This window comes from Maribacter confluentis (assembly GCF_030505015.1).
Classification (GTDB): Bacteria; Bacteroidota; Bacteroidia; order Flavobacteriales; family Flavobacteriaceae; genus Maribacter; species Maribacter sedimenticola.
Genome location: NZ_JAUKUC010000001.1, coordinates 931,240 through 945,937 on the forward strand (window position 1 = coordinate 931,240; position 14,698 = coordinate 945,937).

Here is a 14,698-nt window from a genome sequence, read left to right on the forward strand (position 1 = left end):
AAACTTTCATAATCAAATTACTCCTTGACCATAAATCATAAAAAAAAGCAACCAGACATCCTGATTGCTTTTTTTATTGAAAATTAAAATTCTATTCCAATATTATAAATTCCGACCTTCTATTTATATCGTGTTTAGAAGCGCTACATTTTACGTCGTCCGCACATTCATTTAACAATTTGGTCTCTCCATATCCTTCACTTACCAACCTATCATTGGATATACCTTTCTTAATCATATAATTAATGGTAGATTCTGCCCTTTTCTGTGAAAGCCATAGATTATAAGATGCTGGTCCCCTACTGTCCGTATGCGAATTAACCTTTAATTTTAAGCTTGGATACTTTTCCATGGCGGCGATAACTTTTTCAATTTCCACTTCAGAATCCTTTCTAATATTATATTTATCAAAATCAAAATATATGGTGCTCAACTGTAGCAACTTGGCCAAATCATCACCAAAACCGGCAGTAATCCTATCTCTTTCCAAATAAAAATCAATAATCTTGGGCTTACCGTCCGATATTCCAATATACTCTTCAAAAGGAATATATCCTTCCATAAGCGCTCTTACAAAATTGCCTTTGTTGCAATCCAGTTCTAAACTATACGTACCTTTAGAATCCGTAATTGTAGAAAATAGTTCATTGTTTTCCTCATCTATAACCTTTACCGTTGCACCGACCAATACTTCATTGGTTATTTTATCCCTAACCGTACCCGTAACCTGTTGTATACAGTCAAACACTAATGGTTTTGTTTCCGTAAAGCTATATATATCGTCATATCCAAGACCGCCCTCCCTGTTAGAGGCCATGTAGCCGGTACGCAGTTCTTCATTGAAGATAAATGTAAAATCATCTCCTTTACTATTTACCGGTTCCCCAACATTTAAAACTTTACCCGTAAAATCCTGACGTAATATTTTGGTTGCAAAAACATCTAAACCTCCTAGACCGGGATGTCCATCAGAAGAAAAATACAAAATTTCCCCAGCTGTTACATAAGGAAAAGTTTCACGTGCCTCAGTATTTATATTTGGACCTAAATTCTGTGGTGTTCCAAATGTACGATCTTGATTTATCGTAACCATATACAGGTCCGATTCTCCAAATGTTCCAGGCATATCAGAAACAAAATAAAGTGTTTTCTCATCTGGACTTAATGCAGGGTTTGCTATAGAATATGCATCACTGTTAAAAGGAAGTTCTTCTATTTCCCCCCAAGTACCATCTTCCATCACGGCAGCCCGAAAAATTTTTAAACGAATGATTCCCTGTTCGTCCTTTACGTACTTACCGTCTACAATATTATTTCTTGTAAAATATAATGTTTGACCGTCTTTTGTCACCACAGAGGTGGATTCATGTAATCGTGTATTTACATTCTCACCCAACTTTTTTACTTTGTTGATAGATGCACTATCCGCATTAACCACATAGAGGTCCAAAAAGTCCTTGGCATTCCAGGTATGACGATATCGCGCAAAATTTCCGGTATCACGGTCAGAAGAAAATATTAACCCTTCCTTATAAAAAGAAGGTGCAAATTCTGAATAGGGTGAATTAAATTCAAAAGGTCCTATATTATATCTCCCTGAATTGTCCTTTATTTCCTGCATGAAATCACGGTCTTCAGTAAAAGCAGTTGCGCGGCCATCTCCTTTTGTAACTTCAATGAATTTTTTCATTATTGAATTTGAAATTTCATAATCCCCTAACGATTTTAGTGTTTGGGCATACTTAAAGTAGTCCTCTGGCGTGGCTTCCGCAGAATAATCCGCTACAAGTTTTTTATAGGTATCGGCCGCATCTTTGTAATCAGCATTATAATAATATGAATTACCTAATTTCCTAAGCAAATCTGCAGAAACATAGCCTTTATCCAAAACCTTTTTGTAAATATCGATTGCCGGACTAAATGAATAAGCTTCAAATTTTTCATTGCCCTTTTCAATTAATCGTTCTTGAGCATGGATAAAATCATGACCAAATAATAGTAGCGCAAGTATTAATAGTACTCTTTGTCCCATAGTAATATTCTCCATTTAGAAAAAACGAGGTGATACCAGTCTTTGAAAGGATTTCACCAATTCATATCTTAACAATACTTCAAATGAACCATCGTTAAACTGTGTGCCTCCCAAATCTGTTGTTTCCTTATCGTAAGCCAGACCTATCATAAATTGATCGGATATCTGAAAACCTGCCATGGCACTTAGTGCAGCATCCCATCTATAAGCCGCACCAAAAGTGAATTTATCATTGAACATAAAATTGGCGGACATGTCTACTTGTAAAGGAGCACCACCTACCACTTTTGTCAATAAGGCCGGTTTAAATTTTAAATTACCGTTTAAGTCAAACACATACCCCGTTATCAAATAAAAATTAATTCTTTCCTTTGACAAAAATTGAACACTTCCCGCATCTCTTTGCGAGTTATCGAAATGCTCTGTTTGAAATAAGTTTGGAGCAGATAATCCTGCATAAAACTCATTGGAATGATAATAAAGTCCCACCCCTATATTAGGTGAAAACCTATTTTCAATATTATCCGCATTTACAGGTTCCTCATCAAAATTGCGCAACTTATTAAAGTCCAAATTCAATAAATTTCCACCGGCCTTAAGACCAAATGATAATTTACCTTCTGCAGAAACATCAACTGTATACGATACCACAGCATCAAAATATGTCTCTTGAACTACCCCGTCTCCTATTTCATCATTAACTATAGATACACCATAACCCAGTTTGCTATTTCTGATAGGGGATTGTATGTTCAACGTCTGTGTTTTTGGAGCTCCTTCCAAACCTACCCATTGTGATCTATACAAACCTGTTATACTAAGTTGCCCCCTTGACCCTGCATAGGCCGGATTGACACTCATGGTATTAAACATATATTGAGTGTACTGAGCATCTTGTTGTGCCATTACCGTTCCACAGTAAAACAAGAACCCACTTAGTACAACTAATAATTTATTTTTAATATTCATATTTAAAACTATTATCTACTTATATATAGATATTCACTATCTACATTATTTACTCCGTCCAATGTGGTATATTCAAAGATATAATAATATATACCGGCAGGAAGATACTCATCTACACTTAACGTAGACCTTCCTCTTGACCTACCGTCGAATACATTATTCTGGTTATTATAATTCTCTCCTTCATACACTGCCACTCCCCATCTATTGAAGATTTTTAAAGTACTATTACGAATTTGATCTACACCCCTAATAAATAAAAACTCATTCCTGCCATCACCATTTGGAGTCACCATTTGATTGACCTCTATCTTAAATTCTTCCGGTGGTGTTGTAGGGTTCTCGTTTGTTACCGTAATATCAACTACGGCAGTATCACAATTTCCTATACTATCACAAAGCGTATACTCAAAACTATCAGCACCTTCAAAACCTTCATTTGGAAAGTAACGTATTGTATCATCAGAAACATCATTTGGAGTACCACCATCATTGATTTCAATTACTCCGTTTGATGGCTCCGTTACTGTAATTGTACCAACTTCAGGAACACCAAAGTCATTTTCCAAAATTAATATTTCAACTTCTGTATCCATTGTAGTTGTGGCAACATCGTCCACAGCATCCAATTCCTCTGGTTCGCCTACCGTAATCGTAATGGTTGCGGTATCGCAGTTGCCCAACGTATCGCATACCGTATACTCCAGACTGTCCGTACCTTCAAAACCATCGTTAGGGGTATAGATCAGGGTATCATCGCTGATATCGTCCGGGGTTCCACCATCATTTATGGCTACCGTACCATTGGACGGCTCCGTAGTGCTTATCGTTCCATCGGACGGTATGCCTAGGTCGTTTTCCAATATGGCGATTTCAACCGCCGTATCCAATGGCGTACTTGCAACATCATCAACTGCATCCAATTCCTCTGGTTCCCCTACCGTAATCGTTATGGTTGCGGTATCGCAGTTGCCCAACGTATCGCATACCGTATACTCCAGACTGTCCGTACCTTCAAAACCATCGTTAGGGGTATAGATCAGGGTATCATCGCTGATATCGTCCGGCGTTCCACCATCATTTATGGCTACCGTACCATTGGACGGCTCCGTAGTGCTTATCGTTCCATCGGACGGTATGCCCAGGTCGTTTTCCAATATGGCGATTTCAACCGCCGTATTAAATGGCGTACTTGCAATATCGTCCACAGCATCCAATTCCTCTGGTTCGCCTACAGTAATCGTTATGGTTGCGGTATCGCAGTTGCCCAACGTATCGCATACCGTATACTCCAGACTGTCCGTACCTTCAAAACCATCGTCAGGGGTATAGATCAAGGTATCATCGCTGATATCGTCTGGCGTTCCACCATCATTTATGGCTACTATACCATTGGACGGCTCCGTAGTGCTTATCGTTCCATCGGACGGTATGCCCAGGTCGTTTTCCAATATGGCGATTTCAACCGCCGTATCCAATGGCGTACTTGCAACATCGTCAACTGCATCCAATTCCTCTGGTTCGCCTACCGTAATCGTTATGGTTGCGATATCGCAGTTGCCCAACGAATCGCATACCGTATACTCAAGACTGTCCGTACCTTCAAAACCATCGTTAGGGGTATAGATCAGGGTATCATCGCTGATATCGTCCGGCGTTCCACCATCATTTATGGCTACCGTACCATTGGACGGCTCCGTAGTGCTTATCGTTCCATCGGACGGTATGCCCTGGTCGTTTTCCAATATGTCGATTTCAACCGCCGTATCCAATGGGGTACTTGCAATATCGTCAACTGCATCCAATTCCTCTGGTTCGCCTACCGTAATCGTTATGGTTGCGGTATCGCAGTTGCCCAACGTATCGCATACCGTATACTCCAGACTGTCCGTACCTTCAAAACCATCGTCAGGGGTATAGATAAGGGTATCATCGCTGATATCGTCTGGCGTTCCACCATCATTTATGGCTACCGTACCATTGGACGGCTCCGTACTGGTTATCGTTCCATCGGACGGTATGCCCAGGTCATTATCCAATATGGCAATTTCAACCGCCGTATCCAATGGCGTACTTGCAACATCGTCAACTGCATCCAATTCCTCATTATTAATTTGATCCGGGTCCAGGTAGTCAGGGGTGCCGTCACCGTCCGTATCGTCGTCCGTAGGGTCACCGTCGCCATCGGCATCCTCGTCGGGCGTATCGATACCGTCGCCATCGTCGTCAAGGTCGCGGTAGTTCACGTCCTCGGTGCCGTCCGTATCGGGAAGGTCCGTCGCAGGGTCGTCTATCTCGTCGTTCACATCGAATCCGTCGTTCACGTCAGATCCCTCGTAACCATCGTCAAGTCCGTCACCATCCGTGTCCACTCCAGTATAAGTCTGGTCGGGAATGCCATCATAATTAAAATCGTTGCCCTCGTTGTTGTCGGGCACCGAATCGTTGTCGCTATCGTCATCAAGATAATCGACATTGTCCGTGCCGTCCGTGTTCACGGGGTCAAGGCCACCTATGTACGCGCTGTTGACCCCGTCGTTGGACGCATACGTGGCCGAATCGTCCGCATTGGGCGCTATGTAGCCCGATGTGGTCTGTGCCTCTACGTTGTCAGGTATGCCGTCGTTATCGCTGTCTATATCCAAGTGGTCGGGCCTGCCGTCATTGTCCGTATCGGCAGGGTCCGTCAACGGGTCGTTGTCCCCATCGATGTTAGGGTCCTCCACCGTATCCAATATCCCATCGTTGTCATCGTCAAGGTCTACACTGTCCGGTACCCCGTCCCCATCGGTATCCGTACCCTGATCAGGGTCCAGGTAGTCAGGGGTGCCGTCACCGTCCATATCGTCGTCCGTAGGGTCACCGTCGCCATCGGCATCCTCGTCGGGCGTATCGATTCCGTCGCCGTCGTCGTCAAGGTCGCGGTAGTTCACGTCCTCGGTGCCATCCGTATCGGGAAGGTCCGTCGCAGGGTCGTCTATCTCGTCGTTCACATCGAAACCATCGTTCACGTCAGATCCTTCGTAACCATCGTCAAGACCGTCACCATCGGTATCGGTACCGGTATAGGACTGGTCGGGAATGCCATCATAATTAAAATCGTTGCCCTCGTTGTTGTCGGGCACCGAATCGTTGTCGCTATCGTCATCAAGATAATCGACATTGTCCGTGCCGTCCGTGTTCACGGGGTCAAGGCCACCTATGTACGCGCTGTTGACCCCGTCGTTGGACGCATACGTGGCCGAATCGTCCGCATTGGGCGCTATGTAGCCCGATGTGGTCTGTGCCTCTACGTTGTCAGGTATGCCGTCGTTATCGCTGTCTATGTCCAAGTGGTCGGGCCTGCCGTCATTGTCCGTATCGGCAGGGTCCGTCAACGGGTCGTTGTCCCCATCGATGTTAGGGTCCTCCACCGTATCCAATATCCCATCGTTGTCATCGTCAAGGTCTACACTGTCCGGTACCCCGTCCCCATCGGTATCCGTACCCTGATCCGGGTCCAGGTAGTCAGGGGTGCCGTCACCGTCCGTATCGTCGTCCGTAGGGTCACCGTCGCCATCGGCATCCTCGTCGGGCGTATCGATACCGTCGCCGTCGTCGTCAAGGTCGCGGTAGTTCACGTCCTCGGTGCCGTCCGTATCGGGAAGGTCCGTCGCAGGGTCGTCTATCTCGTCGTTCACATCGAATCCGTCGTTCACGTCAGAACCTTCATAGCCATCGTCAAGTCCGTCACCATCCGTGTCCACTCCAGTATAAGTCTGGTCGGGAATGCCATCATAATTAAAATCGTTGCCCTCGTTGTTGTCGGGCACCGAATCGTTGTCGCTATCGTCATCAAGATAATCGACATTGTCCGTGCCGTCCGTGTTCACGGGGTCAAGGCCACCTATGTACGCGCTGTTGACCCCGTCGTTGGACGCATACGTGGCCGAATCGTCCGCATTGGGCGCTATGTAGCCCGATGTGGTCTGTGCCTCTACGTTGTCAGGTATGCCGTCGTTATCGCTGTCTATGTCCCTAAAATCTGGCTGATTATCGTTGTCTGAATTTATTGGCGTAATACCACTAGGGGTATAAACATCATCCATACCGTTTCGGTTATTATCAACACCTCCGGGGGCCAAATAACCATCAATTGACTGGCTTTCATTATTATCTAAAATACCATCATTATCAGAGTCTTTATCACGATAATCCGGCATACCATCACCATCAGTATCAACAGTACTTAAACCATCTTCATAAGCATCATCAATGTCATTACAATTGGTATCACCTAGCGGTCTAAGATAACCGGCGGACGTCTGAGCCTCTACTTTATCCTTAATACCATCCGCATCAGAATCAAAATCACGATAATCCGGAAATTCATCATTATCAGAATTTATAGGAATTATCCCAAAACCGTAACTACCTTCGTACGCATCATCCAAACCGTTAGCGTTACTGTCTATATTTAAGGGCGCCACATAGCCTAAAAAGGATTGTGCCTCAACATTATCCCTAATACCATCAATATCAGAATCTATATCCAAATAATCAGGAATAGGTTTACAACTTCCTCTTATACCATCTGTATTTACCGGGGTTAAGCCCAACATGCCAGATTGCTCAAAAGCATCATCCAAACCATTACCATTATCATCCCTGTTCCATCTAACAATAAAGGTTCCGTTGCCCTGGGCTTCAATTGTATCCAAAATACCGTCATTATCCGAATCAATATCCAAATAATTAGGAATTCCATCTCCATCTTGGTCAGACGGATTGGTCAAGTAATTATTGTCCCCATCCTCATTTTGGTCTTCCACAGTATCCAAAATGCCATCATCATCCTCATCAATATCCGTATCATTGTTGGTAGTGGTATCGTTATTTTTATACATCAAAGAACCCTCCTGATTAGCCTTGCTAAATTGGATCCCGATTATAAAAAAAGAAAAACATATTAGAAATAAGTTTGAAAGTTTAAACCTAAATCCATCAATCTTCAATAATGTAGTTTTACCCATAAGTGTTTAGTGTTTTACTAATCACCATGGCAATGTAGTGTTGCGTTTTGTATAAGAAAGTGGGGCTTACTTAATAAAAAACTATGCTAAGATATAGTATAAATATTTCAACACAAATAGTTTTTCCTTTATCCATCAAATACAAAAGATGAACTACTTATTAATTTGTTGAAAGTTACATTAATATCCTGTCAATACAATTAAGTACGGTATAAGTTAAGAAAAAGACTATGTAATGCGAAAATTCTTTTCACCACCCTTACTTTTTACAAAAATTCTTTTCACCCGCTTTCGCTATACTTTTTAATTTTGATTTTTGCTTTAAATTACAGTAAGATGGAGAATACAAATTAGCTTATTTTTGCACAAATATTTTACATGAGTTTTAAGCAAGAAATAGAACGAAGAAGGACTTTTGGCATAATTTCACATCCTGATGCCGGTAAAACCACATTGACCGAAAAATTGCTACTCTTTGGTGGCGCCATACAAGAAGCAGGAGCGGTAAAAAACAATAAAATAAAAAAGACCGCTACCAGTGATTTTATGGAGATAGAGCGACAAAGAGGTATCTCAGTTGCAACCTCTGTTCTAGCTTTTATATACAAGGACAAAAAAATAAATATCCTTGACACACCTGGCCATAAGGATTTTGCAGAAGACACTTTTAGAACATTAACAGCAGTTGATAGTGTAATCGTAGTTATTGATGTTGCCAAAGGTGTGGAAGAACAAACGGTAAAATTGGTTGAAGTCTGCCGAATGAGGAAGATACCCATGCTGGTTTTCATAAATAAAATGGACCGTGAAGGACAAGATGCCTTTGACCTATTGGATGAATTAGAGCAAAAACTAGGGTTATCCGTTACACCATTAAGTTTTCCTATAGGTATGGGATATGATTTTAAAGGGATTTACAATATTTACGAAAAAAATATTAACCTATTTAGCGGGGATAGCAAAAAAAATATTGAACAGACCATTGCCTTTGATGATGTCAACAACCCAGAATTGGAAAAAATAATAGGTTCCAATGCCGCTGAAGAACTTAGGGATAATCTAGATTTGGTATGGGGAGTTTACCCAAAGTTCAACAAGGAATTATATTTAAAGGGTGATCAGCAACCTGTTTTTTTTGGTTCAGCTCTTAACAATTTTGGTGTTAGGGAACTTTTGGACTGTTTTATTCAAATAGCCCCTACACCACGCTCAAAGAATGCCGAGGAGCGTATGGTAGAAGCCAGCGAAAAGGATATGACCGGATTTGTTTTTAAGATTCATGCCAATATGGATCCAAAACATAGGGACCGTTTGGCTTTTATTAAAATAGTTTCTGGAACATTTGAACGAAATAAGCCATACCTACATGTAAGACAAGGAAAAAAATTAAAGTTTTCAAGCCCCAATGCTTTTTTTGCGGAAAAAAAAGAAATTGTGGACATTTCCTATCCTGGAGATATTGTTGGCCTGCATGACACAGGTAACTTTAAAATTGGGGACACTTTGACCGAAGGCGAAATTTTGCATTACAAAGGGATACCCAGTTTTTCTCCAGAACACTTTAGGTACATCAATAATGCCGACCCCATGAAATCCAAGCAATTGTACAAAGGTATTGACCAATTGATGGACGAAGGTGTGGCACAGCTTTTTACCTTAGAATTAAATGGCCGAAAGGTAATTGGTACCGTTGGCGCCCTACAATTTGAAGTAATACAATATAGACTAGAACACGAATATGGTGCCAAATGTAGCTATGAAAATTTCAATGTTTACAAAGCTTGTTGGGTAGGAACCGAAAATAGAAAATCAGAGGAATTCAAAGAATTTGAACGTGTAAAGCAAAAATTTTTAGCAAAAGATAAAAGGGGCCAGTTGGTCTTTTTAGCAGATTCACAATTTTCGTTGCAAATGACGCAACAGAAATATCCTTCTGTGAAGCTTCACTTTGTTTCGGAATTTGATTAAATAAAAAAGCCCAATTTAAATATTGGGCTTTTTTTTATGCTTCTCCCGTAGGTCCAAAATTTAGAGGTATGGAAGGTTGTTCATAATCTTTTATCGTTCCATGTGCCTTTTCAAAACGTTGCACATTTTCGTTTAAAGCTTTTAAAAACTTCTTTGCATGTTGGGGGGTCAAAATTATTCTACTTTTAACCTTTGCTTTTGGCGCACCAGGCATCATACTGATAAAATCCACTACAAATTCCGAAACCGAATGATTTATAATGGCTAAATTGGAATAGATTCCTTCGGCCATCTTTTCATCCAACTCTATATTGATTTGTTTTTGATTCGGATTTTTATTCTCACTCATAGTTTTTAATTATAAAAAAAGACCCTCAAATTTAATTTGAGGGTCTTTGATATTAAAATCTTAAGGCCTCTTTTCTGGCCATTATCTCATCATACTCTTCCTTAGATCCTACGATTATGCTATCATAGTCCCTCATTCCTGTACCTGCCGGAATCTTATGACCTACGATTACATTTTCTTTAAGACCCTCTAACGTATCTATCTTACCACTTACTGCAGCCTCGTTCAGAACTTTTGTCGTTTCTTGGAACGATGCAGCAGAGATAAATGACTTCGTCTGTAATGAAGCCCTTGTAATACCCTGCAATATTGGGGTGGCTGTTGCCGATACGGCATCCCTTGCCTCTACAATGGCTTTATCACTACGTTTAAGCAATGAATTCTCGTCCCTCAATTCCCTTGGTGTAACTATTTGACCAGGTTTCAAGTTTTCCGAATCACCGGCATCCATGACAACTTTTTTACCGAAAATATTATCATTTTCCTTAATAAAGTCATCTTTATGAATTAATTGGTTTTCCAAGAAAATTGTATCTCCCGGATCAACGATTCTTACCTTTCTCATCATTTGCCTAACGACTACCTCAAAGTGCTTGTCATTGATCTTTACACCTTGTAACCTATACACCTCTTGCACTTCGTTCACCAAGTACTGCTGTACGGCAGATGGTCCTTTTATTGCCAATATATCCTCAGGAGTAATAGAACCATCCGATAATGGCATACCTGCCCTAACATAATCATTTTCCTGTACAAGGATTTGATTAGATAGCTTCACCAAATATTTCTTTACTTCTCCCAATTTGGATTCAATGATTATCTCACGGTTACCTCTCTTGATCTTACCAAAAGAAACAACACCATCAATTTCGGACACCACCGCTGGGTTAGAAGGATTTCGTGCCTCGAACAATTCAGTTACCCTAGGTAGACCACCGGTAATATCACCTGCCTTTGCAGATTTACGTGGTATTTTAACCAAAATCTTACCTTCCTTGATCTTATCACCATCATCTACCATAATGTGGGAACCTACAGGTAAGTTATATGAACGCAAGGTTTCTCCTTTATTATCTTGAATCAATAAAGTTGGAATCAACTTTTTGTTTCGAGATTCAGAAATAACTTTCTCCTGGAAACCAGTTTGTTCATCTATTTCTACTTGATATGTAACACCTTGTTCAATATTCTCATAGGCGATCTTACCTGGGAATTCAGAAACGATTACACCGTTATAGGGATCCCAAGAACAAATAACATCTCCTTTTTCCACCTTTGCACCATTTTCCACAAATAATTGTGAACCATAAGGAATATTGCTTGTACTTAAGGTTATACCAGTTTTTGCATCAACAACTTTAATTTCCGTTGTTCTTGATATTACGATTTCAGCCGGATTACCATCCGAACCTTCACCGGTTACCGTTCTTAAATCCTCAATTTCAGCAATACCCGAGAATCTTACCTCTAATTTGTTGTCCTCTGAAATGTTACCTGCAATACCACCTACGTGGAACGTTCTTAGTGTAAGCTGTGTTCCTGGCTCACCAATGGATTGTGCTGCTACAACACCTACAGCTTCACCCCTTTGTACCATTTTATTGGTAGATAGGTTTCTTCCGTAACATTGTGCACAAATTCCTTTTTCAGCCTCACATGTCAATGCCGACCTTACCTGAACTTTTTCTATAGGAGAATTCTCTATTTTCTTAACATCGCTCTCCATGATATGCTGACCAGCCTTTAAGATCAACTCTTCCGTCATTGGATTGTAAACATCATGTAATGATACACGACCCAAGATTCTTTCTCCAAGACTTTCTACTACCTCTTCATTTTTCTTAAGCGCCTGTACTTCTACACCTCTTAAGGTCTCACAATCTTCAGTATTAATAATTACATCTTGAGAAACATCTACCAACCTTCTTGTTAGGTAACCAGCATCAGCCGTTTTAAGGGCCGTATCCGCAAGTCCTTTACGAGCACCGTGTGTTGATATAAAGTATTCAAGAATGGAAAGACCTTCCTTAAAGTTAGATAAAATTGGGTTTTCAATAATCTCACCACCACCGGCAGTAGATTTTTTAGGCTTAGCCATAAGACCACGCATACCCGTTAACTGGCGAATTTGCTCCTTAGAACCCCTTGCACCAGAATCAAGCATCATATACACAGAGTTAAACCCTTGTTGATCCTCACGAATACGTTTCATTGCCAACTCAGTTAACTGAGCATTGGTAGATGTCCAAACATCAATTACCTGATTGTAGCGTTCGTTGTTTGTTATTAGACCCATGTTATAGTTTGCCATAATGCCGTCAACTTGACCATTGGCATCTGCAATCATTTCATGTTTCTCTTTTGGTATAATAATATCCCCTAAACTAAAAGATAATCCTCCTCTAAAGGCAAAATCATACCCTAAATTCTTAATTCTATCCAAGAAATCTGCCGTTGTTGGCACATCTGTTACGGCTAAAATTCCACCGATAATATCCCTAAGGGATTTCTTGTTCAAGACATCATTGATATAACCTGCCTCTTCAGGAACTTCCATGTTGAACAATACTCTACCTACAGTTGTTGGTATTATCTTATATACCAACTCTCCTTCTTCATTAAAATCCTTGGCCCTTACCTTGATACCGGCATTCAAATCTACCTTACCTTCATTAAAGGCAATTTCAACTTCTTCAAACGAGTAAAAAGTAATTCCTTCACCTTTTACAATCAACTCAGGCGTAGATTTTCTTTCTTTGGTCATATAATATAGACCCAAGACCATATCCTGTGATGGTACCGTAATAGGAGAACCGTTGGCAGGGTTCAAAATATTATGCGAAGCCAACATCAATAATTGACATTCTAGAATAGCCTCTGGCCCTAAAGGAAGGTGAACCGCCATTTGATCCCCATCAAAATCCGCGTTAAACGCAGTACAAACCAATGGGTGCAGACGTATTGCCTTACCTTCAATTAATTTTGGCTGAAAAGCTTGTATACCTAAACGGTGCAATGTAGGAGCCCTGTTTAACATTACAGGATGCCCTTTCAGTACATTTTCTAAGATATCCCAAACTACAGGCTCTTTTTTATCTATAATTTTTTTAGCAGATTTTACTGTTTTTACAATACCTCTTTCAATCAGTTTTCTGATAACAAAAGGTTTGTAAAGTTCCGCAGCCATATCTTTAGGCAGACCACATTCAAACAACTTCATTTCCGGACCTACAACAATTACCGAACGCGCAGAGTAATCAACACGTTTACCTAAAAGGTTTTGACGGAAACGACCTTGTTTTCCTTTCAATGAATCTGAAAGTGATTTTAAAGGTCTATTTGATTCTGTTTTAACAGCAGATGCTTTTCTTGTGTTATCGAACAACGAATCCACCGCTTCCTGAAGCATACGTTTTTCATTACGTAAAATTACTTCTGGAGCCTTTATTTCAACTAATCTTTTCAGACGGTTGTTACGGATAATTACCCTTCTATAAAGATCATTTAAATCTGATGTTGCAAAACGGCCACCATCCAATGGAACCAATGGACGTAATTCTGGTGGTATTACCGGAATTACCTTCATAATCATCCACTCTGGCTCGTTCTCTCTATTTTCTTGGGATTCCCTTAATGCCTCTACAACCTGTAGACGCTTTAAGGCCTCTGTTTTACGTTGTTTAGAGGTTTCCGTATTTGCCTTATGTCTTAACTCAAAAGAAAGTTCCTTTAAATTAATCCTTCCCAATAGATCAATTAAACATTCCGCCCCCATCTTAGCGATGAATTTATTAGGGTCAGAATCTTCTAAATATTGATTTTCTTGAGGAATGGTATCCAAAATGTTCAAATATTCCTCTTCTGTCAAGAAATCCATTTTCTGAATTTCCTCACCTTCAGGACCTTTGGCAATACCTGGCTGTATTACTACATAACGTTCGTAGTAAATAATCATATCCAATTTCTTGGACGGCAAACCTAAAAGGTATCCTATTTTGTTGGGTAAGGAACGAAAGTACCAAATATGTGCTACAGGAACTACTAGGTTAATATGACCTACACGATCCCTACGAACCTTTTTTTCCGTTACCTCCACACCACAACGATCACATACAATACCGCGGTAGCGAATACGCTTATATTTTCCACAAGCACATTCATAGTCCTTTACAGGGCCAAAAATACGCTCACAAAACAAACCATCACGTTCTGGTTTGTGCGTTCTATAATTAATTGTTTCAGGCTTTAAAACCTCACCTCTAGATTCTGCCAAAATTGATTCTGGCGATGCTAAACCTATTGAAATTTTATCGAACCTTTTTACTGGGTTATTATCTTTTATTCTTGCCATAATAGCGTGCTGATAAT

General features: G+C 40.6%; 6 protein-coding genes. 1 reads left to right on the forward strand and 5 read right to left on the reverse strand.

Annotated features, from left to right (window positions below):
• Window positions 1-91 precede the first annotated feature (91 nt).
• The 3 genes from Q2T41_RS04075 to Q2T41_RS04085 are packed head-to-tail and all read right to left on the reverse strand — an operon-like array spanning window position 92 to window position 7,887.
• On the reverse strand, window positions 92-2,032 hold the full coding sequence (locus tag Q2T41_RS04075; protein ID WP_304435055.1) for an OmpA family protein: 1,941 nt from the start codon (window positions 2,030-2,032) through the stop codon (window positions 92-94).
• 15 nt (window positions 2,033-2,047) lie between these two features.
• The gene (locus Q2T41_RS04080) at window positions 2,048-3,001 is read right to left on the reverse strand and encodes a PorP/SprF family type IX secretion system membrane protein (protein WP_144801541.1); all 954 of its coding nucleotides are present in this window, start codon (window positions 2,999-3,001) and stop codon (window positions 2,048-2,050) included.
• An 11-nt stretch (window positions 3,002-3,012) separates the two neighbouring features.
• On the reverse strand, window positions 3,013-7,887 hold the full coding sequence (locus Q2T41_RS04085) for an Ig-like domain-containing protein (protein WP_304435056.1): 4,875 nt from the start codon (window positions 7,885-7,887) through the stop codon (window positions 3,013-3,015).
• Between the two features lie 504 nt (window positions 7,888-8,391).
• Between Q2T41_RS04085 and Q2T41_RS04090 the strand changes: the two genes are divergently transcribed.
• Window positions 8,392-9,981: a peptide chain release factor 3 gene (locus Q2T41_RS04090; RefSeq protein WP_304435057.1), complete on the forward strand. Its 1,590-nt coding sequence runs from the start codon at window positions 8,392-8,394 to the stop codon at window positions 9,979-9,981.
• Between the two features lie 34 nt (window positions 9,982-10,015).
• On the opposite strand, the gene Q2T41_RS04095 is transcribed toward Q2T41_RS04090, so the two are convergent.
• Both Q2T41_RS04095 and rpoC read right to left on the reverse strand, forming a co-directional pair.
• Window positions 10,016-10,330 (reverse strand): DUF3467 domain-containing protein, encoded by a 315-nt coding sequence (locus Q2T41_RS04095; RefSeq protein ID WP_089262949.1) that lies wholly within the window; start codon window positions 10,328-10,330, stop codon window positions 10,016-10,018.
• Between the two features lie 52 nt (window positions 10,331-10,382).
• Window positions 10,383-14,681 carry a DNA-directed RNA polymerase subunit beta' gene (gene rpoC / locus Q2T41_RS04100; RefSeq protein ID WP_304435058.1) on the reverse strand — a complete coding sequence of 1,433 codons (4,299 nt, stop codon included), beginning with the start codon at window positions 14,679-14,681 and terminating at the stop codon, window positions 10,383-10,385.
• Window positions 14,682-14,698: the final 17 nt, after the last annotated feature.